This window comes from Pseudomonas sp. NPDC089918, assembly GCF_050280605.1.
Lineage (GTDB): Bacteria > Pseudomonadota > Gammaproteobacteria > Pseudomonadales > Pseudomonadaceae > Aquipseudomonas.
In genome coordinates, this window is sequence record NZ_JBNNVP010000058.1 from 1 (window position 1) to 23,647 (window position 23,647).

Here is a 23,647-nt window from a genome sequence, read left to right on the forward strand (position 1 = left end):
TGGTGTTACTCGACAAGGCATAGGTCAGCGGCGTGTCGGCGCCGGACTGGAAGATACCGGTCACGCTGCCGCTGGCCGTGGTCGCCTCGCCAGCCACGTCGCCCGTACCGCCGGCAATGCCATTGGCCAGGCCGTCCTCGTCGATGGTTCCCGTCACGGCGGTTCCGGCCGCCGCCGGCCCGTCGTCCTCGAAGATCATTTTGGAGCCGATTTCGGTTTTCGAAATAGATGCCTGGACCAGCGTAAAACCACCGATATCAAAATCGGCATGGGCAGTGCCCTTGGCATCGAGGGCCGCTCCGTTCTCGATGAGCACGCGGTTGTGATCCGACGTTGTGGTGTATTCAATCTGGTAGCCGGCTTTAACGCCGGTGATGGTAGCAACCCCACCGGAAAAGGTGATGCCAATGGCCAGATCATTCACCGAACCGTTTGAATTCTCGATCACCACCCCGGCGCTGTTGAAGACGCGAACATTGGTGATGGCAACCGGCGTATCACCCGCATAGCCGTTGATGAAGTTCACGCCAGGTTCAGCCAAGGTGGTGAATGCGCTGATTTTTACGATGGCACTCTTGCCGCTTTGCAGCTGCACGACATCGAAATTAGCCATCCTTGCGTTGAAGACGCCGGTAAAGTCGATGTTGGATTCAAGATTTGCTTCGGTCTGACTCAGGTTGGGAATGGTCACATCCTGCCTGGCACCGGTGACGAACGAAAAGCGGATGCCATCCTGTTCCGTAATCATCTGATTGTTGGTGCCGAAGGTGGTCGGGTTAGCCGCCTGGCTGGTAATGATCGTGTCGCCAGTGTTGATATTGGCGCCGCTTGACTGGTCTGCGGGGTCCTTGCCGGTGGCGATGATGGTGGGATCCGTGATCCGCACGACACCATTGACCGTTTCAGTTGTCGGGTTTGCCTTCGTGAACATCAGGAACAGGTTCGCACCGGAGGGCACACCGGCCAAACTGAATTCCAGGTCCTGACTGGCTCCGATGAACACCTTATTCAGCAGATTGAGCGAATCATCGGCGTTCGCAGCATCTGGATGCTTGAGCGGTTGGTACTCCACGGTCCAGATCTTGCCGCCGGAGACCGGCGATCCGGTTTCTTCGATATAGGCGGCGAACACGATCGCGCCGGTCGAGCCACCGGCCCGGCCCAGAACGATGTTGTCGTTGTTCGCATCCGTGTAGAGAAGGATGCTGGTGCCATTGAGGGTATCCAGGCCGCTGTCCACGCCATTGAGCGGTGCGCCATTGCTGTCGACGAAGCTGATATTGGTAATAGTGGCTCCGGGGTCCGCGGTGACGGTGAACGCATTGCTGCCCGTATTGCCCACGGCACCGGTATAGCCACTCAACGCTGCCCCCGTTGCGGTCCCGGCACCCAGTGCGGTCAAACGGGTAGCGAAGGTCGAGGGCAGGGAGGTCACCAGAATGTCGTTGTCGTCAGCGTCTCCCGTAGGGGTTGGCGTGGCGGTGGCGTTCTGCAAACCGGACGTTTCGTCCAGCGAAACGTTCGCGCCGCTCGCCACGACGCTCATAGCGTTCGTCAGCAATGAATTTTGCTCAATTGTCATGACTTTTTCCTGGGTAATTGCGGTCATCAAGGCCTGACCGTTGACCATTGGTCGCAACTATGGATAAGCGCCGAGGATCGCGCATCGGCGGATACTCCCAGACGATGTGGGAGTTTCGGACTACTCGGGAGGGGGAGGCGGGATGAGGCGTGAGGGCGCGGCGTGGCAGCGATCATGAACAAAGGTCATCATGCTGGGGGAAATTGGCGGTGAATCGAATGCCGGATAACTTCGTTCCGCTCAAGTAAACACTCAGCCCTTTACCGAGCGCTGGCCCTCGGTAAAGGTTTTTGATGGCTCACAACGACGTTCTGACCACCAATGGACAATCAACCGGCTGGGCACCCTCTACTTCAAGGGCCTCGATCAGGTGCCGGGCTGCATTGCGACCGATCTCGTAGTACGGCAGTTGCACCGTGGTCAGCGGCGGGATGAACAGTTCGGCTATGCCGATCATGTTGTCAAAGCCGAGCACGGCGACATCGGCGGGAATTTTCAGGCCTCGGCCCAACAACAGCTGATAGGCACAGAAGGCAATCCGGTCGTTGCCACAGATCAGGATGTCGAATTGCGGGCGACCCTCGATGATGTGCCGGTCGAGGATGGCTGCGGTTTCACCATAGGCGTCATGATCGGAAAGGTCGTATTGCAGGAGTGCGTCAGGCGCAAGGCCAAATACCTGACAGGCACGCTGCAGGCCTTTTTGTCGCAAGCCCCAGGCCAGGCTCTGTTTGGGCAGATTGATACACAGAGGGCGCCGATAACCTTGGCTCAACGCGTGATGTACGGCTCGATACTGCCCCGTTTCGTCATCTGGCACGTAACTGACCAAGCGACTGTCATCTGCCAGGCAATTGGCGAGCACCAGAGGTTTGCTCTTCAAGCGTTCGGGAATGCTCACCTGGCGAAACCCCATGGCGCTGAAGATCAACCCGTCGGGACGGTGTGACAACATCAGGTCAATGTTCTGGTCGGTGGGCGGGTTGCTCAACAGGTTGAGGATGAACACATTCCAGCCCGCCTGCTGCGCGGTCTGTTCGATGGACAGCAGCAACTCGACCGCGAACGGTGTGGTCGCGGTGTCCAGTGCGAATACACCGATTGTGCGCGACTGGAGGTTGTCGCCGCGCATCTTGCGCGCCGACAGGCTCGGTACGAATTGCAGTTCGTCAATGGCGCGACGCACCCGCTGAAGGGTTTCGGGGCTCAGTTTTTCCGGATTATTGAGCGCTCGAGAAACCGTCATCAGGGACACGCCGGCCAGCTGTGCAACGTCTTTCACTGAAGTCATGCGAGGCGAGGCCGGTCAGGTTGACGCAGGATCATGACACAGGGCCCGGGTTTCCCGCGACTCGAATGACGCCGCTCACAGCCATCCCGAGGCCAGAGGCCATGCCTTGGGAATCGAGACACGCCCGCCACTCCCATTGGCAAACAGCTTCACGCCCAGGCTGTCGGGCCGTGGATAGAGCCGACTGCTGAGGCTGAAGCGCCCGTTTTCGTCGAACACCTCGATGGACGAACGATCGAGAAATACGCGCAGTTCCAGTCGCTCTTGTGTCGGGTCTATCGACACGCTGCGCTGGCCGGTGACTTGCGCACCCGCGCGGCTGCGGTCAAGCACCAAACGCTGCAGCGACGCATCGTAATAAAGCAGGGTTTCTTCGTGGCCATCGTCGCTGCAACGCAAGGCGATTCCGAGGTGGCCGTTGGTGCAGCCACGCAAATCCAGATGCACATGGATTTCGAGCATCTCGCCATTCACTTCCGGCACGCACCGGGTTCCCGAACCATCCCACCAAGACACGCCCGGCAATGGCGCCATGCGCAGAGCGGTGAGCTCCCGTGCCGGGTACACGCAAAGGCGATCGGCGTGCAGTTCAAGTTCGCGCGGCACGCCGAGCATGCCGCACCAATGATGGGCCTGGCTTGGCATCGGGCTTTCCCACATGTCGAGCCACGCCCATACAAGGCGGCGGCCATCGGCGGCCAGAAGCGTTTGCGCGGCATAGAAATCGTGGCCGTTATCCAGCTCGATAAAAGGCCCGCCGCTGAAGTGCCATTCACTGTCGAGTCGGCCCACTCGATAACCGGTCTGGTACTTGTTGAGCCGTTCGTAACCCTCGGGTTGCATGCCCTGAGGGGAGTAGAGCAGCACATCGCGCCCGTTCAACCGGAACAGGTCCGGGCACTCCCACATGTAGCCATCGCCCTCGCTGCCGCTAGACACATAGTCGAGGAACTCCCAGGTATGCAGATCCGTGGAACGGTACAGCGGCAGCAGCGGTTTATCGCCCAGACGTGCGCCGGCAATCAGGTACCAGCAGTCATCCTCCTGCCATACCTTGGGGTCGCGAAAGTGCATGATCGTGTCTTGCGGCGCGGTTTCAATGACGGCGCCATGCTTGACGAACCGAGTGCCGTCGCTGCTGGTCGCCAGGCACTGGACTTGACGGATGTAGCGTTCGTCACCCACGTCCCCCAGCCAGGTGTGCCCGGTGTAGATCAGTGCCAGGGTGTCTCCACACACTACCGCGCTACCGGAAAAACAACCGTCGCGGTCGAAGTCATCGCCGGGCGCCAGCGCAATGGGCAGATGCTGCCAGTGGACCAGATCGGCGCTCTTGGCATGCCCCCAATACATCGGGCCCCATTTCGGGTCGAAGGGGTGGTGTTGGTAGAACACGTGGTATTCGCCACGAAAGTACACCACCCCGTTAGGGTCGTTCATCCAGCCCGCTGGGGGGGCAAGATGATAACCGGGACGATAATCATCGATGACGCGAGACAGGCCATCACTCAGCGCATATTGCGCAAGCTCAATTGCAGCGGACATTGGAACACTCATGGAATTCAAAGACACAGTCATAGGGCGCTTGCTCGTGCCGAGCGCAGAGGGACGCCAGCCGGCAGGGTTTCAATGGCGTGTGGATGACGGCTCAAGGCCGCGCCGTCGGCGTCGAACAGGTGCAGGTTGTCGATGTCCAGCTGCAGCTCAACCCGATCACCCGCTTGCCATCCGGCGCTGACCTCGCAACGACAGATCAGTGGCTCGTCCTGACCTGTTTCGAGGTGCACATAGGTTTCGCTGCCCAGGTATTCCACCGCGGTCACCACGACGCCGGCGGTTCCATCCGCCGCCTTGAGCGACACGTGTTCCGGGCGAATCCCCAGGCTCAGCGGCGTGCCTGCCGCCAGGTTCGAGCTGTCGAAGGGCAGGGACGTGATACCCCAAACGAGGGTATCGACCAGGCTGGTTTCGCCTGGCGTCTGCAGGCGCGCCGACAGAAAATTCATTCTGGGCGAACCGAGGAAACCGGCGACAAAGCGGCTGGCCGGGCGCTCATAGAGTTCGCGCGGTGAACCGACCTGTTCTACGCGACCGCCATTGAGCACGACAATTTTGTCGGCCAGGGTCATCGCTTCAACCTGATCGTGGGTGACGTAGATCATGGTCGAGCCGAGTCGATCATGCAGTCGGGCGATTTCGTTGCGCATCTGCACCCGCAAGGATGCATCCAGGTTGGAAAGCGGTTCGTCGAACAACAGAATGTCCGGCTCCCGCGCCATGGCTCTGCCCATGGCCACGCGCTGACGCTGCCCTCCAGACAGTTCCTTTGGCTTGCGTTGCAGCAGTTTGTCCAACTGCAGGATTTGCGCAGTTTTCAGCACGCGCTCGCGCAGGCTGGTCTTGTCCGTCTTGGCCAGTTTGAGACCAAAACTGATGTTGTCGTAGACGCTCATGTGCGGGTACAGCGCATAAGACTGAAAAACCATGCCGACGCCACGCTCGCGCGGCTCCAGGTCGTTGACCCGACGCCCGTCGATCAGCAGGTCGCCGCCGCAGATCGAATCCAGTCCGGCGATCAGTCGTAGCAGGGTCGATTTTCCGCAGCCCGAAGGGCCAACGAATACCACGAATTCACCCGCCGCGATTTCCAGGCTGACGTCGCGAAGAATCCGCGCGCCGCCCAATTGTTTGTTCACGTTGTCCAGTTTCAATTTGATCACGATGCTATTCCTTGTCTTTGTTGGGCATCAACCCTTTAACGCGCCGGCAGTGAGACCGGAAACGATTCGGCGCTGGAAGATCAGCACCAGAATCACCAGTGGGACGGTGACCACCACCGATGCAGCCATCAACAACCCCCAAGGCAACTCATGGGGGCTGCCGCCGGAAATCAAGGCGATGGCGACCGGCACCGTGCGTTGCGTGTCGGTGAGGGTGAAGGTCAGGGCAAAGAGGAACTCGTTCCACGCGGCGATGAAAGCCAATAAGCCAGTGGTGACCAGTGCGGGCCAGAGCAGCGGCAACAGCACACGGGTCAGCGTGACCCAGGGCGAGGCGCCATCCATGATTGCCGCTTCTTCCAGTTCATGGGGCAGTTGCCCCATGAACGTGGTCAGCACCCAGACGGTGAAGGGCAGGGTGAAAATCGTGTAGCTCAGGATCAATGCCCAGGACGTGTTGTACAGGCCCAGGGCGCGGATCACTTCGAACAGCCCCGACAGCACCGCGACCTGGGGAAACATCGACACGCCAAGGACCATCATCAAGACCGTGCCACGCCCCCGAAACTTCACCCGGCCCAAGGCATAGGCGGCGGTCAGGCTGAGGAACAGCGCCAGCGTCACCACGCACAGCGCAACCACCAGCGAGTTGCCGATCGCCCGCAGGAATGAGGCTTGATTGAGCACCGCCGCGTAATTGGAGAAGTCGGGGTTGTCGATCCAGTAGCTCACCTGGAACAAGGCGCTGGACGGCTTCAACGAAGTCACGATGGCGTAGTAGAAAGGGAAGACTGCATACAGCAGCAACACCCCGATCAGGCACCAGAATCCGAGGCGCAACAGGGCTTTTTTCAGTAGGCGCAGGTTCATGACCGGACCTCCAGTTGACGGCGTCCGAGGTAGAGATAAAGCAGGGCGATGACCGCAACCACCAGAAACAGCAGCGTTGAGGCCGCGCTACCGTAACCGACGTCCTGGAACTCCACCAGGTGCTGGCGGGCATACACCGACATACTCATGGTGCTCGATGAGTTCGAGGTCAGCACATAGATGACGTCGAACACCCGCAGCGAGTCGAGGATGCGGAAGATCGCCGCCACCAGCAATGCGGGCATCAGTAGGGGAAGCGTGACACGCCAGAACACCTTCAATGGATGAATGCCATCGACCCTGGCGGCTTCGTAGCAATCGCTCGGCAACATCTGCAAGGCCGCCAGCATCAGCAGCGTGACAAAAGGTACGGTCTTCCAGACGTCGACGATGATCACCGCCCACATCGACAGATCTGCATCCGCCGTCCAGGCCAGGGGCGCGTCAATCAGGCCGAGGCTCAGCATCAGGTGATTGATGATGCCGAACTGGTCGTTAAGCATCCATGACCAGATCTTCGCCGAGACAATGGTCGGAATCGCCCAGGGAATCAGAATCAACGCACGCACCAGAGCACGTCCGGTGAACTTGATGTTCAGCAGCAACGCCACCAGCAGCCCCAGTACGACTTCCAGTCCCACCGACACCACCGTGAAATACAAGGTGTTGCGCACCGCGTTCCACCATTGCGGATCGACCAGAATGCCCGACCAGCTGGAACCGTTGTGGAACAGATAATTGCCAAAGCCTATGAAGGTTCCGCCACCGGTGTCCGCCAGGTTGGCGTCGGTCAGGCTGAACCAGAATGTGCGCAGTAGCGGCCAGGCTGCCACCAGGGCCAGACACAGCAACATCGGCGTCAGAAACAGCCAGGCGGCGCGCACTCGGCGACGTTGTACGGGCGTTTCCCTGGTGAGCAGAAGCTCATCATAGGGGGCATGGGTAGAAGAGACAGACATGGTGATTTCCTTCCTTGTGGCTTACCAGTTCCGGCGTTTGATGCGCGTGAGTTCGCTTTCCAGTTCGGCCAGCGCCTGATCGACAGGCAACTCGCCCGCCAGCACGCCATGCACTCGATCGAAGAACGCATTGGAGACCCGTGGATAGCGATCGGCAGTGATGGAGGCGGGGCGCATCACCCCATCGTTGAGAATGCTGTGCAGCTGAGCGTAATAAGGCATGGCCGCGAGCAGTTCGGGGTCTTGATACAGCGATTCGATAACCGGGTTATAGGCGCCTATCAGGGCACGATGTTTTTGCTCTTGGGCACTGGTCAGGTAGCTCACCAGTTCAGCGGCAAGTTTTGGATGGGCGCTGTAACGCGATACCGCCAGGCCCCAGCCACCGAGGGTGGATGCATGGCTGCCGGCCTCGCCGCCGCGGGGCAGGGGAGCAACCCCGACCTTGTCTTTTACGGCACTGTCCTGACCTTGGACCAGGGCCCAGACATACGGCCAGTTACGCATGAACAGCGCATTGCCCGACTGGAATACGCCACGGCCTTCTTCCTCGGTGTAATTGAGTACGCCGCGCGGGGAGATGTCTCCGACCCAACTTTTCGCCAGGGTCAACGCTGTTCTTGAGGCCTGACTGTTGACCACGATGTCGCCTCGTGAATTGACCAGTCCGCCTTCCGGTTGACTGCTGATCCACTCCAGCGCATTGCACGTCAGGCCCTCGTAGGCGCGCCCCTGAAAAATGTAACCCCAGGCATTGGGGTTCCCGGCGGTGCGTTCAGCCTGTTGAATAGTTTTGGCGGTAGCGGTCATTTCCTCCCAGGTCCGGGGAACCTGCTGGTTGTACTTCTCGAGCAAGTCCTTGCGGTAATACAGCAGGCCCGAGTCGGTGAACCACGGCATCGTCACCAGCCGTCCGTTCACCGTGGCGTTGTCCACCTGTGCCTGGAAATAGCCCTGGGTCGCGTTGGCGGGAAGCACCTCGCGCAGATCCAGCAGATGTTTGGCCAACATTCCCGGCCACACCATATCGATTTGAATGATGTCGATGTCGCTGGACTGCGCACTGAGGATCTGTTGGTAGAACGACAATCGCTCGGTGGCCGAGTTAGGCGTGGAAACCACCTCGACGTTGTTGCCAGTCTGTTTCGACCACGCCTGGACAGCCTCTTTGCAGAGTTGTAACTCCGCACCTACCGCCCCACACGAGATCGTCAAATCGGCTGCGCTCGAGAGGGATGGAAGCCCGGCGCAGAGGGTAAGCAGTGTTGCTGGAAGAAGAGATTTGAGGTGTTTCATAAAGCCCTCTTTATTTTTGTTTTTAGAAAAGTTAACGTTAACATCGCCAAATGTAGCAGTGTATTTGCGATGAGGCATCCTTTTTTTGGTGGATTTTGACAATTAACAATTCACGAAAAAAGGCCGGTCGCAGGACAGAAAAATAAAAACAAAACAGGAAATCCCCCATGCAGAAAGCATCAAGCTGGCTACTCGCAGGCGTACTCGGCACCTCGGCGGCGACCACTCAGGCCGCGACTCTGGAACAACGAATGGCCGCGTTTGAAGCGCGTGCCGCCGCTGCAGAAAAACGCGCCGCCGCAGCCGAGCAGCAAACCCAGGCACTCGCCAGGGAATTGCAGCAGATCAAACTGGCGACTCCCGCCTTGCAGCCGGCGGCGTCTACTGAAGCCGCCACTGCGGCGCCCACTTTGGACACTCGACTGGCAAAACTCGAAGCCCGTCAGCAAAGCATGGAAAAGCAGGACAGTAGCGGACACCTGACTGACGGTTTCAGCTTCAAGGGCTACGCCCGCTCCGGATTGCTGATCAACGATGGGCTGGGTGGTGGTCGTGGCGGCCCTTACACAACGCCGGCCGGTTCAGTCGGTGGTGCCGTCGGGCGACTCGGTAACGAAGACGACACCTACATGCGCATAGACCTGTCGAAAGAACTCTATGCGCAAAACGGCACCCGATCCAAATTCACGGTGTCCATCGCCGACGGTGTGGAAAGCTCCAACGACTGGACCGCCGACGAGAGCAATCTGAACGTGCGTCAGGTGTTTACCGAGCTCGATCATCTCGCCGCCTTCAAGGGCAATTCAGTGTTCGAAAACTCCACCCTGTGGGCGGGTAAACGATTCGACAGAGACAACTTCGATATCCACTGGCTGGACTCGGACGTCGTCTATCTGGCTGGCACTGGAGGTGGAATCTACGATGTGCAGATGAACAAGAACTGGCGCTCGAATTATTCCTTGATGGGGCGTAACTATGGGGATTTCAGTGAGGGCGGTGTCAATGCCGATGTGGAAAGCTACATCCTGACCTCCAACCAGTTCTTCGATAATGGTCAGTGGCAGTGGATGTTCAATGGCATTGGCTCAAAGAAAAACGACTTTCGGACTCGTACCAATGAAGCGGGCCTGACGCCTGCGGATTCCGGCTTGCACAGCATGCTGGCCAATCACCAGAAAGACTTTTTCGGCCGCGAAGGCTTCTTTAAAACAGCGCTGCTCTACGGGCAAGGTCTGGGGGCAGAGGTCAAGAACATCGGTGCGGATGGCGAGCTGATCGACGATGCCCGCGCGCTGCGTCTGGCGCTTTACGGCGAGACGCCCATTGCCCCCGGCTGGCGCATAGGCCCCAGTTTGCTGGCCGAACAAAGCAAGGACAGATACGTCAAGGGTGACGACTACCGCTGGATGACTTTGAACGTGCGGTTGGCCAATGAAATCAACAGCAATTTCGAGATGGCCTACGAGATGAGCTGGCAAACCATGGACCTCGACCCCAAGGGCTACCTGCAACGTAATGCGGTCGATGGTAACTTCTGGAAATTCACGATTGCCCCGACATTCAAACCTGACGTTGGAGACCTTCTCACCCGTCCAGAATTGCGAGTATTCGCAAGCCTGATGAACTGGTCTTCGGATCTGGACGGATACAGTTCCACAGACAACTTCGGCAAGTCGGACTTCAACGCCGGCGGTGTATGGCAGTACGGCATACAGATGGAAACCTGGTTCTGATATCTGCTTCATCTGTGTAGGCGCCAGGCTTGCCGGCGAAGGTGTCTTTGAAAGCGCCTTCGCCGACAAGCCTGACTCCTACGAAGCGTTCATGGGGCGGTTCTTCCGCTTTGAATCACGATGGGCGGCTCGATCAGTTGCAGTTCGAGCTCACCCGAGGCTGGCACGAATCGCGGGCCAGTGCTTTCAGGCGTTGCCCGCAACCTCCAGGTGCGCTGCACCTTCGCCAGTTTGGCGACTCCCGACCCCAGGGACCAGCGCCGGCAGACCTTCTCCAACTTGAGTGGGTAAATGGTCAGTTGGTCGCCTTTGAAGTGCATGCGCAGGAAACACTTGTGGTCGGCGATGCACTGCGAGGAAAAAACCGCCTCGCTATGTAGCCCCCAAAAGGTGTTGCCCATCACCATCCAGGCACCGAACAACAGGCCTCCCAAGCTGCCGCCCAGCACCAGTGTCTCCGCCAGGAACAACAAAACCTGGTGCAGGTTTTCAACCTCCAACTGCAGGTAGTGGATGTTGACACGGCCCATCAGCCACAGCAGTCCGATCGCCAGTCCCAGATGAAGGACCCCGTGAACAGCTCCAATGGCATAGGCGAGCTTTCGGGTGCGCTTGACCCCGGCGGCAGAGAACACGGCGCAACCCAGCACAATGATCACGGCGAACATCACCGACGAAGGACTGTGTGACAAGACCAGGAGCAGATGTCGCCAAACTTCGCTGATGTTGGGAATAGACGCTTGGAGGTCAGACAACACGTCCATCAGGCTGCGGTTGCCTCGTGCCGGGTGGGGCACCGTGCTGGCGCTTTGTACCATCCAGTCGAACAGCAGGTACAAGATGGCCAGCATGGCGCAGAACGAGAGATTGCGGGTAGGTAGCCGCCATGCCCGATTACGCAGTTGCTCGGAGGTCTTTTTGGCCGGGTAGACCGCTGCCAGCTCGTAATGCTGGCGGGTTCCGCCAACGTTGATCGGCTTGGGCGGATCGGGAAGGTGATGGGTGGCATTCAAGAAGGCGCCACCGCCTCCGCAGGTGATGCGCTGCGGCGCCTGGGTGCCCGCTTTTGGCTGGTAGCGCGCGTAGTGGTGTGAGTCTCCGGCCAACACTACCGCGAGGTGGTCACCCAAGAGTTCCTCGATCTCGCGCAGGCTGCGAAAGCGCGGCGTCTGGGTTTCGATCGAGGGCAAGGCCTTGCTCTCCTCGCGTGCCAGCCGTTCGGCCTCATCCACCCAACTCGGCTCGGGTGTGCAGAGGATCACGCGATCGCCTGGCTGCAATTTGGCGTGCATCTGCTGGAAGTATTGCTTCTGCTGTCGGTCAATCATGGATTCAAACTGCAGATCCAGACCCCAGACCCACCAGCCATTGGGCAACTGCAGCACGTAGTAACCGGTGCGCTGGCGAGTTTCCCAGGCGCCGATGGGCTTCTGCTCGCAAAACAGTTGGGAGAAACCGCGCAGACCGTCATACCAATCGTGGTTGCCAGGCGTCGCCAATATCCACGGCGCACCCGGCTGCCGTACGGGCTGGGCCTGGTCACCAGGGCGCTCCTTGGGTACCGGCGCGGGAAATGCGGCGCGGAAAGGATCAAGGAAACGGGTGCGATATCCATTGCGGGCCGGTGTGGGATAGACCTGATCGCCGCCGAGCAGCAGCACGTCGCCGCGCGGTAGTGAGAGCTGGTGTTCCGGCAACTCGGCAGCACGGCTGACACACAGCGCCATCGAGTAGGTAGAGTCCCAGCCATCGCCGGTATCGGCCAGATAATCGATCCACACGTCACCGTCGGCAACCACCTGGATAGGCGGGTTAGAGTCCCGAGGGTTGAGCATCGCCAGCACTTCGCGTGGGTCTGCGAAGGCTCCCATTGTGGTGGCAACGGCCGTTTGTAAGCCCGTGCGCATCAGCTGCAACGGGCCTAGCCAATTGACCATCGCCTCTTGGGTGTAAAGCTCGATGCGGCTATTGAGCGTGGGAGTTTGGGTGGAACGGGTCATGGCGAGGGGCGAAGTGTGCGGCGTATGCACCTCTGCGGCGCGAAACTCAATTGAATGCTCCTTCATCATCCAGCCTCCATTGCTGTAACGAGTTCAGGTACCTCAAAAGGGTGATCTTTTGTCGGTCGATTCAGAATAGGTCAGTTACGCGATGGCTGCCGATTCATAGCCTGTAGGAGAGGCTGTCGTGAACGGTTCCCGAGAACGTTGTCTCTACCGGCCCGATGAGAAAGACAGGTCCCACGCCATCCCATTGAACCGTTACGGTGCCGCCATCACATTCGACCTCAACGCAATGATCTAACAAGCCACGACGAATGCCGTTAACAGCGGCGCCACAAGAGCAGGAACCTGAGCCGAGTGGAATCCCGCCCCCGCGCTCCCAAATGCGCAATCGAATGTGCTTTCGATTAATGATCTGGACGAAATGCACATTCGTCTTGAGGGGGAATAGAGGGTTGGTTTCAATGGTTGGACCGAGGGTCGCTATATCGACGGCGGTTAGATCATCGACGAAATAGGTGCAGTGCGGATTGCCCATACTGGTCGCTGCCGGGTCACCCGCCAGTGGTAAAACAGCAGTATCCAGTTCCAGCGCCAGGGGAATTTCCGACCAGCCGAAAAGCGGTTCTCCCATGTTGACGGAAATCGCACCGCTTGAGGTTCGCTCACACGTGAGTAGGCCACGGTTGGTTCGCAGTGTTATCGACGTAGTATTTGATTCGCGCATCAGCATATCCGCGGCCCCTCGCGTTGCGCTGCCACACGCATCCAGGGCGGAACCATCGGCATTCCAGAACATCAGGCGCGCAACGGCATCATCGCAATTGAGCACCACCGCGAGTTGATTGAACCCGATTCCTCGGTGCCGATCACCCATTCGCCGGGCCATGGCGCTTGTCATTGGATTGGCCGAATTTCGCGAGTCCACGATGACGAAGTCATCGCCATTGGCGTGCATTTTATGAAAACTCAGCGGCATAAAAGGATCCTGTCGACCAGGCATGGAAGGCCACCCAGCCCCAATCGCATAAAAATGGACCCGCCAGAATAGCGGGTCCGAAAGGAGGGATCAGAGTTTCGGCATCTGCCCGATGCGCCCGAACATTTCGGTCACGATCTGCAGGTCCAGCAGGAACTGGTCGACGGTCTTGAACTCGTTGTCGTTGTGGCCGGTGTACTTGACCTCGGGCCTGGCCAGGCCGAACTGCACGCCATTAGGCAACTCATGGACCGAAGTGGCGCCGGCAGAGGTGCCGAATTTGTGTTCCATGCCGAGGTTTTCGCTGGCCACGGCCAGCAGGGCCTTGACCCATTCACCCTCAGGGTTGCGGTGCATCGGCTCGGCGATCGAGTAGTCAAAGGCCGCCGCAATGTGGGTCTTCTTGCTCCAGACACCAAGCTTGTCGGCGATTTCGGTCTTGAGCACTTCCGGGGATTTGCCCTTGGGTACCCGCAGGTTGACCGCGAGCTTGAAGGCTTTTTCATCCATCCCGACGTAGGTCAGGGATGCGGTCAGCGGTCCCATGAAGTCATCGGAAAAGCCGACCCCCAATTTGCCACCCAGGTAGTCCAGTCCCCAGTTGTCGGCGGCGTAGCGGGCGGCGTCGGTAATGTGGTTGTGCTTGAGCGCGACCTTCCCGTCGAGGCTGTTGATAAAGTCCAGCATCCTTGCTACCGGATTGACGCCCGATTCGGGCTCGGAGGAGTGGGCGGAAACGCCGGTGATTGTCAGTTTGACGTCCTTGCCGACGACCTTGGCGCTCACCTCGAAGTTGCTGCCATTGCGCTTGGCATAATCGCTACCTGCCTTCTGCAGGCTGGCAGCCAATTCGGCGGGCTTGGCGGTTACCAGGGTGGCGACCGACGTCGATGGAATCTGGTTGGTTGCCAGGCCCCCCGTCATTGCAGTGATTTCGGCGCCTTTGCCCTGTGCGGCGCGCCGAGGAAAACTGGCCATGACGGTGCCGTAGCCTTTCTCGGCAATCACCACCGGGTAGCCGCCATCCAGCGCCAGGTTGTAGTTGGGCGTCGGGTTGTGTTCGAAGTAATAGGGAATGGCGTCGCCCGTGGTTTCTTCGGTGGTGTCTACCAGCAGCTTGAAATTCCTCGCCAGTGGCAGCTTCTCTTCCTTGATGATCTTCATGGCGTAGAGCGCCACCACGATACCGTTCTTGTCATCCTCGGTGCCCCGGCCATACAGGCGGTCACCGACCAGAGTGACCTTGAACGGATCGAGTCGGGTGCCGTCTTTCAGGACCCAGTTCTCCGGCGTTACGGGCACCACATCGGCATGTGCGTGAATGCCTACGACTTCGTCGCCATCGCCTGCGAGGGAGATTTCATAGACGCGGTTGTCGATGTTGCGAAAGTTCAGATTGAAGGTCTGGGCAAGGCCCTTGAGCTTGTCGGCGATCTTGATGAATTCGGGATTGTCGTGCTGAGCAACGCCGTCCACCCGGAAGGTTGGGATTGCCACCAGCTCGCGCAGGGTCTCGGTGGCAGCGCTGCCGTATTTCACCCGTGCATAGAGGCCAAGCAGGCGATGAATCTCGTTCTGTTGTTCCGCGGTAAGCGGTTTGTTGCCCTGAAAGGCACTGATTGCCGGGCCGAGATCGCTGGTATGGGCAAGGTCGCTCTTGGCCAGGCGTCCCAGGAATTGCCTGAAATCGGTTACCGATGTGTCACTGAAGGTCTTGAGGATGGTCGCGCTCTGTTGCGGGGTGATGTTGGCGTGCGCTGACGTGGTGAACGACGAAAGGCTGGCCAGCATCAGGGTTGTCGCGGCCAGGTGCTTGAGTGATAAATCCATTGTTGGGGGCATTCCTTTGCAGGCAGGTTGTAAGAAATATCTGGTCGATGAGTCAGAAACTTTTCCAAACTAACACCACAAGGGAGTGGTACGGGAGTCCCTGAAGTGGGATCTGTCGCACAAAAATGCAAAAGCGACGCAGAAACGAAAAAAACCGGGAAGCGAGCTTTCGTACGAGCCGGGCAGGCTTGCTTCTGTGGCGAGGGGGCTTGCCCCCGTTCGGCTGCGAAGCAGTCGCAAAGCTTTTAGGGGCGCTTCGCGACCCAACGGGGGCAAGCCCCCTCGCCACAGAGGCAAGCCTGGTTCCTACAAAAAGCAGGGAAGTTTTTCTGGGTTTTCTTGTTTTCAGACGTTCTTACCAACGCAACTCGAAGGCATTTGTCGCGCCCGGCTGGATGCCGCTGCCCAAGCGTGCGCACTCGCGAGAAAGGGTGTCGTGCAGCCATTGATGGTCATCCCCTTCGGCGCAACAAATGCGAAAGCCACGCAAGTGAGTGGGGATCAGGTCCAGCGACTGCAGGTGCCCGTTCGGGTTCAGCGAGGCAAAGTACAGAAGCCCCAAGTCGCCGCGAAAGGCTGTGTGGCCCTCGATGCCTTCGTAATCGTTCAGCAGATCACCGCAGCCATAGAGAATCAGATGTTCGCGGTACACCTCGATGCCCTTGATGTGGTGTGAGGAATGTCCATGCACTACGTCAACTCCGGCTTCGTCGATCAAGGCATGGGCGAACCGGACCTGCTCGCGGGGGATATCGAACCCCCAGTTGCCGCCCCAGTGAATGGAGGCGACCACCAGGTCCCGCGGTTTTTTTCCCTGGAGAATCCGTTCGGCCACAGGGCGCAGGCTGTGCATCGACAGATCCTCCAGGCGCGCAACGCCTTCGCGCCTGTCCGTGGCGGCCCAGTCCGGCGGTATGCCACTGTCAGGTGCGCCGAGGCCATACACCAACAAGCGTCGCCCGCCAGGCTGCGGCAGCACGGCGGGTGCTTCGGCAGATTCCCGGTTGTGCCCGGCGCCGGCGCTGCACATGCCGTTGCTCGACAAGGTATCTAGCGTATCGGCCAGACCGGCTGCTCCCCAGTCCAGCACATGGTTGTTGGCCAGTACGCAGCAGTCGATGCCGGCTGCGCTGATGGCCGGGAAGTTCTCCGGGCTCATGCGGTAATTGATGCCTTTTGGCTCCGCTCGTCCGCGGCGCGACACCGCTGTTTCCAGATTGATGATGCGTGCGTGTGGCTGGCGACGTTCGAACTCATCCAGCGCAGCGCCCCAGACATAGGTGAAATCGACGGGGAGGGGAATCGGGCCATTGAGTCTTTCTGCCAGCCGGACGTAAACGCCGGCATTCTTGACACAGTCTTCGTAAAGACGCGGATCGCCAGGATGTGGCAGTACTGAGTCGATGCCGCGGGCGGTCATGACATCGCCGGCGAGAAACAGCTTCAGAGTATCGGTAACAGCCGCCATGGCACCCTCCAGCATCAAGAGTAAGCATCTGTTTTAAAACAAATATATTTTTGTGTTGGCCTTCCCAGACGAAGAGAAAGTTGATAAATTCCCGCCCGTTCTTGCAGCGACCCTTACAGGGCTTGTAGCGCAAGGGCACTCGCTACAGATACAGGGGCGTCGCCAAGCGGTAAGGCAGCAGGTTTTGATCCTGCCATGCGTTGGTTCGAATCCAGCCGCCCCTGCCATTTTCCTTATACTCATCCAAGTATGGCTCCGCCGGCAGGTAGTGCGGGAGTCCTGGAGAGTCGTCTTTACAGAAAACGCCAACGCCAACGCCAACGCCGATCCGGCCTGGCGTTTTTTTATGCCTGCAAATCCCTCTGAGTGACGCCTTTAACATTCAACCGTCTAGCGAGCGCGGCGCCGTAGCGGCGCGCTCGCAAGTCACTCAGTGGGGTGCGCGAGGGATGGTCTTGAGCAGCTCTTCAGGGCTGATGTGGCCGACGACCTGCTGCACCACGCTGCCCGGTTGCGGCAGGTCAAGGATGTGTCCCTTCATCTTGCCGATCACGTGCATCTCGCAAGGCTTGCAGTCGAACTTCAGCGTCAGCACCTCATCACCATGCACCAGTTGCATCGGCGCGACTTTGGTACGCACACCGGTGACGCCCTTGGCCTGTTTGGGGCAGAGGTTGAAGGAGAAACGCAGGCAGTGCTTGGTGATCATCACCGGCACCTCGCCGGTTTCCTCGTGAGCCTCATAGGCAGCGTCGATCAACTTGACGCCGTGGCGGTGATAGAAGTCGCGGGCTTTCTGGTTGTAGACGTTGGCCAGGAACGACAGGTGCGACTCCGGGTACACCGGTGGCGGATTGGTCTCGGCCTTGCGACCACCCCGTGGGTGGGCTTTGATGCGGGCCGCGGTCAGCGCTTCGATGACCTCGCGGCGCAAGGCCTTGAGCTGCGAGTTGGGGATGAAATACGCCTGCGGTGCATCCAGCTCGATAGCCGTGGCGTGGTACTGAGTAGTGCCCAGTTGGCCGAGCAGGTCGTGCAGCTGTTCCAGCGCCTGCTCCGGCTTGTTGGCCAGACCGAATGGACCGTCCAGGGCGACACTGGCGCTGACACCTTCCTCGCTGGTGGCCGTCAGTTCCAGGCGATCCTCACGCAGGCGAGCGACCCAGGCAACACCCACCCGGCGCTCGGCGGAGGTCTTGAGCAGGGCTTGGTGCCAGTTGTGGTCGAGGTTGCGGCTCAGAGGGTGATTCGGTCGCAACTGGTGCAACCCTTTCGGCATCTCATTAGGTTCCACACGATAGCGGTAGCGCTTTTCCCCGTCCTCTTCGAACTCGCCCTTCGGCTCGGCGATGTTGGTACGCCAGCCCACGACTTCACGCTTGACCAGCACATTGAGGCCGTCGCCGTTGGACAGCGGTTCGTGGGTGACCACCAGCAGATCGCGCTTGCCGACTTTCTCCACCACGCCCACCGGCAGGCCGGTGAAGGTCGGTGTGTCGAAGGCGCCGATGTCGATCTTGCGGTCGCTGACGAAGTAGTCGGTGCTGCCACGGTGGAAGGTTTTGTCCGGATCGGGCACGAAGAAGTGCGCGGTGCGGCCGCTGGACGCGCGGGCCAGGTCCGGGCGGTCTTCGAGGACATCGTCCAGGCGCTGGCGATACCAGGCGGTTATGTTCTTCACATAGCCCATGTCTTTGTAGCGACCCTCGATCTTGAACGAGCGCACGCCGGCTTCCACCAGCGCGCGGATGTTGGCGCTCTGGTTGTTGTCCTTCATTGACAGCAGGTGTTTTTCGTAAGCGATTACACCGCCTTTTTCGTCCTTGAGGGTGTACGGCAAGCGGCAAGCCTGGGAGCAGTCGCCACGGTTGGCGCTTCGGCCGGTCTGCGCGTGGGAGATGTTGCACTGGCCGGAGAACGCCACGCACAGTGCGCCATGGATGAAGAATTCGATCGCCGCATCGGTTTCGTCGGCGATGGCGCGGATCTCCTGGAGGTTCAGCTCGCGGGCCAGTACCAATTGGGAGAAGCCAGCCTGGTCGAGGAACTTCGCCCGCGCCAGGGTGCGGATGTCGGTCTGGGTGCTGGCGTGCAACTCGATCGGCGGAATGTCCAGCTCCATCACGCCCAGGTCCTGGACGATCAGCGCGTCGACGCCGGCGTCGTACAACTGATGGATCAGCTTGCGGGCCGGCTCCAGCTCGTTGTCGTGCAGGATCGTGTTGATGGTGGTGAAGACTCGGGCGTGGTAGCGACGGGCGAATTCCACCAATTGGGCGATATCGTTAACCTCGTTACAGGCGTTGTGGCGGGCACCGAAACTCGGGCCCCCGATGTACACGGCGTCGGCGCCATGCAGGATGGCCTCGCGGGCGATGGCCACGTCGCGGGCGGGGCTGAGCAGTTCCAGGTGATGTTTGGGCAGGGACATATTTTTTAGTCTGGCTTGTCACGGTCAAGGTGCGCATTGTAGCGGCGAAATGTTTGATCGGCACCCATAGGCCCCTCCGGCGACGAGCGGGGCGGCCGGATGAAGCTGTGGTTAGCCTCTGCCAGGCATGTCGATGTCATGTTGATGCACCCGCCGATACAGCGTTGCCCGTGAGATGCCCAAGGCCTTGGCCGCGGCGGTGGGTTTCCAGCGATGACGCACGAGGGCATCGATGAGTGCCTGGCGTTCCGGACTGGCGCAGCGTTCCACGGTGTCAGCTGAAGCCGGATCATTGGGTCGATGGCCGAGCAGTTGCTCAGGCAAGTCACTCAACAGAACCAAATGGGTCTCGCACACCGCACAGGCGTAACGCAGCGCGTGCCGCAGTTCGCGCACATTTCCCGGCCAGCGATAGCCGAGCAGGCATTCCAGCGCGGCGCTTCCCAGTTGCACCGCTATCGCACAGGCCGACGATTCTTCTTCGAGTATCCGGTTGATCAAGGCCAGCCGATCGCTGCGCTCGCGCAACGGCGGTAACTGGAATCGCGCACCTCTGAGGCGAAAGTACAGGTCCTCGCGAAACTCCCCAGAGGTCACCAGCGCTTCCAGATCGCGGTGGCTCGCGCAGACGACCTGAATGTCTATCGCTTTGCTCCGTGATGCTCCGAGGGGCGCCACTTCGCCCTCGGCTAAAACCCGCAACAGGCGGGTTTGCAGGGGCAGGGGCATGTCACCGATTTCATCGAGAAACAGAGTGCCGCCATCGGCCTGTTCCAGCAGCCCTTGCATGCCTTTGCTCGAGGCACCGGTGAAAGCGCCGGCCACATAACCAAACAGCTCACTTTCGATCAGGTTTTCGGGAATCGCTGCGCAGTTCACCGCGATAAAAGGTCGCTCACGGCGCAGGCTAGCCTGGTGCAGCTGCCGGGCGAAGACTTCCTTGCCAGAACCGGTTTCCCCTTGGATCAGCACCGGCAGATTGCGGTCTTTGACCCGTACCGCAAGGCGCAGGCTTTCTTCCAGGCGCGGGTCGAGCTCGGCGGGTGACAGCACCCGGCGCGCAGGGTTGCGTTTGACCCGCCGTGGCGCGCTGAGTCGTCCATGCAAGGCGTGGCGGCCACCTTGGCCGTGAAGCAGGCAAAGCGATTCGTCCCTGGCCCGATGCAATAACTGCTGATCGAACACTTGGTCGATGTGTTCCGGCAGCTGGCCAAAGCTTTGCAACAGCCACTGCCGCGCCGCAGGGTTCAGCGCCTGCAGGCGTCCGTCATCGTCCCAGGCGAGCAGGTAATCGGGTTGGCTGTCGACGTAGCCCGGGCTGTTGTGAGCCCGCAGCACCCAGTAGCCCTGGGCACTGCTCATGAAAAACGCCTGTTCTATTTCCCGCGCGCTCTGCACCACCATCTGCCGGATCAGGTGTTGCGAACGGCGGTCGTCCGCAGAGCGCACCGCGGACACATCAAGCACTCCGAGCAGTTCACCCCGAGGGTCGAAGACGGGAGCAGCAGAGCAGGTGAGTCCGATAAAAGCGGCGCGGAAGTGATCTCGCTTATGCACCGTGACCGGTGTTCGTGCGGTCAGCACCGCGGCCACCCCACAGGTGCCTTCCTCACCTTCTGACCAGCAGGTGCCCAGGTACAGGCCGGCTTTGCGGCAGTCATTTCGGATAGTGCTTTCCACGCGGTAGTCGATGGTCTGGCCCTGGGCATCGGTAAGCAATACGCAGTAATCGGCATCGCGCACGCGACCATGGAGGCGGGCGACTTCTTCGCTGGCGATGCGCAGGAACAGTTCGGAGCGTTCTTGACACTCCTGCAGCACGTTCTGCGAAAGGATCCGTGGCCCTTGTAATGAGCCGGGGTCCAGGTGGTGTTGCTCCATGGAGCGGCGCCAGGAGTCCAATATCAAGTCCGGCACAGGCAGTTGCGGCAGGTGCGCTGCGTTCTTCAAAACACGGCTGACGCAATCCACGTGCGCCTTCGAGTGGGCGGAAAGCATTTAAGGTCTCCGGTTCGATGTTCTTTTAGTTGTGCGGCCATTAAGCGCCGTTCAGGAACGCTCGACAAGCATCGGTTCACTCACGGCGGCGGTGAGACGCAACGTCTCAAGGTCTCACCACAAACCCGTGCTGGCTGACATGGGACGTCTCAATCGAGCGTGATCCCAACCCTCATGGGCTCAAGTCGGAGCCGCTCTGGAACAGGCATCCTGGCGCTTTTTTGCAAATCTGGCACCGGCCTTGCTCTAGTCCCTGAAACGTAGCCCCTGCAACCTAGTCCCAGCAACCTAGTCCCAGCAACAAGTGCGCTGCCAACCCGATAATAAAAAGAGGTGCCCTATGTCCTCCAGCCGAGGCCTTTTCTCTGTTCTACCTGTGGTGCTGGCATGAGTCGCTTGCCATTGACCGTCGGCATCATTGCCAACCCGGCGTCCGGCCGGGATGTACGGCGCCTGACGGCGAATGCCGGGTTGTTTTCCAGCACCGACAAGGTCTCGGTGATCCAGCGGCTGCTGGCAGCTTTTGGTGCCACCGGTGTAGAGCGGGTGCTGATGCCCACCGACATCACCGGCATCGCCGCTGCGGTGTTGAAGAACAGTCATGGCCGCCAGGCGCGTGACAGCCACTGGCCCACCCTGGAGTTCCTCGACCTTACCCTGCGCCAGAGCGTGGCGGACACTCGCCAGGCTGCGCGCTGGATGGCTGAACGCGGCGTGTCGCTGATCGCCGTACTCGGCGGTGACGGTACCCACAAAGCGGTGGCTGCAGAAGTCGGCGACATTCCACTGCTGACGCTGTCGACAGGGACTAACAATGCCTTCCCGGAACTGCGTGAGGCCACCAGTGCCGGGCTGGCCGGCGGGTTGTTCGCCAGCGGGCGGATTCCACCCGAAATCGCTTTGCGCCGCAATAAACGTCTGCTGGTGCGGATTGCGAACCGCGACCTGTGCGAAGTGGCCTTGGTGGACGTGGCGGTGTCCTCGCTGCCGTTTATCGGCGCCCGCGCCATCAGCCGCGGGATCGATCTGGCGGAGGTGTTTGTAACCTTCGCCGAACCTCAGTCCATTGGCATTTCGGCGCTCTGTGGCTTGTGGTTTCCGGTATCGCGCCAAGCCCCCAATGGCGCCTGGATGCGCCTTGATCCGCAATCTTGCGAAGCGTTGCTGGTGCCACTGGCGCCCGGGCTGTTGCAAGGCTGCGGCGTGCTCGCCGCCGCCAGCCTTGAACCCGGCGTTGCCCATCGTCTGTGCCTGACCAGCGGCACCCTGGCCCTGGATGGCGAGCGGGAAATCGAATTCAACGCCCATGACTTACCCACCGTTACCCTCGATGCCGGCGGTCCGCTGAACATCGACGTCAATGCGGCCTTGGCCTATGCAGCGCGAGAGCGGCTGCTGGCCATCGGCCGTGAACATCCGCAACACCCTTTGAACCTTGCACCTTGAAACCTGAGCCTCAAGACACCCTGGAGAATAAAAATGTCGACACAGCTGACCGCTGATCAATTGCTGCATGCCTATCGGGTGATGCGCACCATCCGCGTTTTTGAAGAGCGCTTGCACGTGGAGTTCGCCACCGGCGAGATTCCCGGTTTCGTCCATCTTTATGCCGGCGAAGAGGCCTCGGCCGCCGGTGTCATGGCTCACCTGGGGGATGATGATTGCATCGCCTCCAACCACCGTGGCCACGGCCATTGCATCGCCAAGGGCGTTGATGTGTACGGCATGATGGCCGAAATCTACGGCAAGAAAACCGGGGTTTGTCAGGGCAAGGGCGGCTCCATGCACATTGCCGATTTCGAGAAGGGCATGCTCGGCGCCAACGGCATCGTCGGAGCCGGCGCACCGTTGGTTGTGGGCGCGGCTCTGGCCGCCAGACTCAAAGGTACGGACAGCGTCGCGGTGGTGTTCTTCGGCGACGGCGGCTCCAATGAAGGTGCGGTGTTCGAAGCAATGAACATGGCTTCGGTGTGGAACCTGCCGTGCCTGTTCGTTGCCGAGAACAATGGTTATGCCGAGGCCACGGCCTCCAACTGGTCTGTGGCGTGCGATCACATCGCCGACCGCGCGGCCGGCTTCGGCATGCCTGGGGTCACCGTCGACGGCTTCGATTTTTTCGCTGTTCACGAAGCCGCCGGTGCCGCCGTGGAACGGGCTCGAGCGGGTGAAGGACCGTCGCTGATCGAGGTCAAGCTCACCCGCTATTACGGTCACTTCGAGGGCGACGCCCAGACCTACCGGGCACCGGACGAGGTCAAGTATTTCCGCGAGCACAATGACTGCCTGATGCAGTTTCGCGAACGCACCACCCGGACCGGTTTGATTAATGCCAGCCAGTTGGACCAGATCGATAGCGAAGTGGACCTGCTGATCGAAAATGCCGTGCGCAAGGCCAAGTCCGACCCCAAGCCGAGTGCGGCCGACCTGCTGACCGACGTCTACGTTTCCTATCCCTGAACGCCCCCTATAACAAGAATCGAGACCTTC

At 59.9% G+C, this 23,647-nt stretch carries 16 protein-coding genes and 1 tRNA gene; 4 read left to right on the forward strand and 13 right to left on the reverse strand.

Annotated features, from left to right (window positions below; all coding sequences use genetic code 11):
- The 7 genes from ACQKPC_RS27500 to ACQKPC_RS27530 form a co-directional block, all read right to left on the reverse strand.
- Positions 1-1,582: DUF5801 repeats-in-toxin domain-containing protein (locus ACQKPC_RS27500; protein ID WP_427627753.1), on the reverse strand; the 1,582-nt coding region annotated here is incomplete at its 3' end.
- Positions 1,583-1,880: 298 nt separating this feature from the next.
- Positions 1,881-2,873, reverse strand: coding sequence for a LacI family DNA-binding transcriptional regulator (locus tag ACQKPC_RS27505; RefSeq protein ID WP_427627722.1), 993 nt, complete (start codon positions 2,871-2,873; stop codon positions 1,881-1,883).
- Between the two features lie 75 nt (positions 2,874-2,948).
- A complete protein-coding gene (locus ACQKPC_RS27510) occupies positions 2,949-4,451 on the reverse strand; it encodes a glycoside hydrolase family 32 protein (RefSeq protein ID WP_427627724.1) in 1,503 nt (500 codons plus the stop codon).
- On the reverse strand, positions 4,448-5,593 hold the full coding sequence (locus tag ACQKPC_RS27515; RefSeq protein WP_427627726.1) for an ABC transporter ATP-binding protein: 1,146 nt from the start codon (positions 5,591-5,593) through the stop codon (positions 4,448-4,450). Before ACQKPC_RS27515 ends, ACQKPC_RS27510 begins: the two co-directional genes overlap by 4 nt.
- Positions 5,594-5,620: 27 nt before the next feature.
- Positions 5,621-6,463 (reverse strand): carbohydrate ABC transporter permease, encoded by an 843-nt coding sequence (locus tag ACQKPC_RS27520; protein WP_427627728.1) that lies wholly within the window; start codon positions 6,461-6,463, stop codon positions 5,621-5,623.
- Positions 6,460-7,422: a carbohydrate ABC transporter permease gene (locus ACQKPC_RS27525; RefSeq protein ID WP_427627730.1), complete on the reverse strand. Its 963-nt coding sequence runs from the start codon at positions 7,420-7,422 to the stop codon at positions 6,460-6,462. The genes ACQKPC_RS27520 and ACQKPC_RS27525 overlap by 4 nt, the downstream gene beginning before the upstream one ends.
- Before the next feature lie 21 nt (positions 7,423-7,443).
- Positions 7,444-8,718, reverse strand: coding sequence for an ABC transporter substrate-binding protein (locus ACQKPC_RS27530; RefSeq protein ID WP_427627731.1), 1,275 nt, complete (start codon positions 8,716-8,718; stop codon positions 7,444-7,446).
- Positions 8,719-8,885: 167 nt separating this feature from the next.
- Between ACQKPC_RS27530 and ACQKPC_RS27535 the strand changes: the two genes are divergently transcribed.
- The gene (locus ACQKPC_RS27535; RefSeq protein WP_427627733.1) at positions 8,886-10,451 is read left to right on the forward strand and encodes a carbohydrate porin; all 1,566 of its coding nucleotides are present in this window, start codon (positions 8,886-8,888) and stop codon (positions 10,449-10,451) included.
- 89 nt (positions 10,452-10,540) lie between these two features.
- Here ACQKPC_RS27535 and ACQKPC_RS27540 read toward each other — a convergent pair whose 3' ends face one another.
- The 4 genes from ACQKPC_RS27540 to ACQKPC_RS27555 all read right to left on the reverse strand — a co-directional run bounded on the left by ACQKPC_RS27540 (position 10,541) and on the right by ACQKPC_RS27555 (position 16,731).
- Entirely contained in the window at positions 10,541-12,517 is a 1,977-nt protein-coding gene (locus ACQKPC_RS27540) for a preprotein translocase subunit YajC (protein WP_427627755.1), read from the reverse strand.
- Between the two features lie 97 nt (positions 12,518-12,614).
- Positions 12,615-13,433, reverse strand: coding sequence for a diaminopimelate epimerase (dapF, locus tag ACQKPC_RS27545; protein ID WP_427627734.1), 819 nt, complete (start codon positions 13,431-13,433; stop codon positions 12,615-12,617).
- A 90-nt stretch (positions 13,434-13,523) separates the two neighbouring features.
- Entirely contained in the window at positions 13,524-15,263 is a 1,740-nt protein-coding gene (locus ACQKPC_RS27550; RefSeq protein WP_427627736.1) for a dipeptidase, read from the reverse strand.
- A 355-nt stretch (positions 15,264-15,618) separates the two neighbouring features.
- The gene (locus ACQKPC_RS27555; protein ID WP_427627738.1) at positions 15,619-16,731 is read right to left on the reverse strand and encodes a CapA family protein; all 1,113 of its coding nucleotides are present in this window, start codon (positions 16,729-16,731) and stop codon (positions 15,619-15,621) included.
- A gap of 152 nt (positions 16,732-16,883) precedes the next feature.
- On the opposite strand from ACQKPC_RS27555, the gene ACQKPC_RS27560 reads away from it, so the two are divergent.
- Positions 16,884-16,958 (forward strand) — tRNA-Gln (locus ACQKPC_RS27560).
- Between the two features lie 203 nt (positions 16,959-17,161).
- Here the strand turns inward: ACQKPC_RS27560 and ACQKPC_RS27565 are convergent.
- Together ACQKPC_RS27565 and ACQKPC_RS27570 are read right to left on the reverse strand one after the other, a co-directional pair.
- On the reverse strand, positions 17,162-19,162 hold the full coding sequence (locus ACQKPC_RS27565) for a peptidase U32 family protein (protein ID WP_427627739.1): 2,001 nt from the start codon (positions 19,160-19,162) through the stop codon (positions 17,162-17,164).
- A 111-nt stretch (positions 19,163-19,273) separates the two neighbouring features.
- A complete protein-coding gene (locus ACQKPC_RS27570; protein ID WP_427627741.1) occupies positions 19,274-21,160 on the reverse strand; it encodes a sigma-54-dependent Fis family transcriptional regulator in 1,887 nt (628 codons plus the stop codon).
- Positions 21,161-21,547: 387 nt separating this feature from the next.
- Between ACQKPC_RS27570 and ACQKPC_RS27575 the strand changes: the two genes are divergently transcribed.
- Positions 21,548-22,606 (forward strand): ATP-NAD kinase family protein, encoded by a 1,059-nt coding sequence (locus ACQKPC_RS27575; RefSeq protein ID WP_427627743.1) that lies wholly within the window; start codon positions 21,548-21,550, stop codon positions 22,604-22,606.
- Positions 22,607-22,639: 33 nt separating this feature from the next.
- Positions 22,640-23,617, forward strand: a complete 978-nt coding sequence (locus ACQKPC_RS27580) for a thiamine pyrophosphate-dependent dehydrogenase E1 component subunit alpha (protein WP_095631147.1) — start codon at positions 22,640-22,642, stop codon at positions 23,615-23,617.
- Positions 23,618-23,647: the final 30 nt, after the last annotated feature.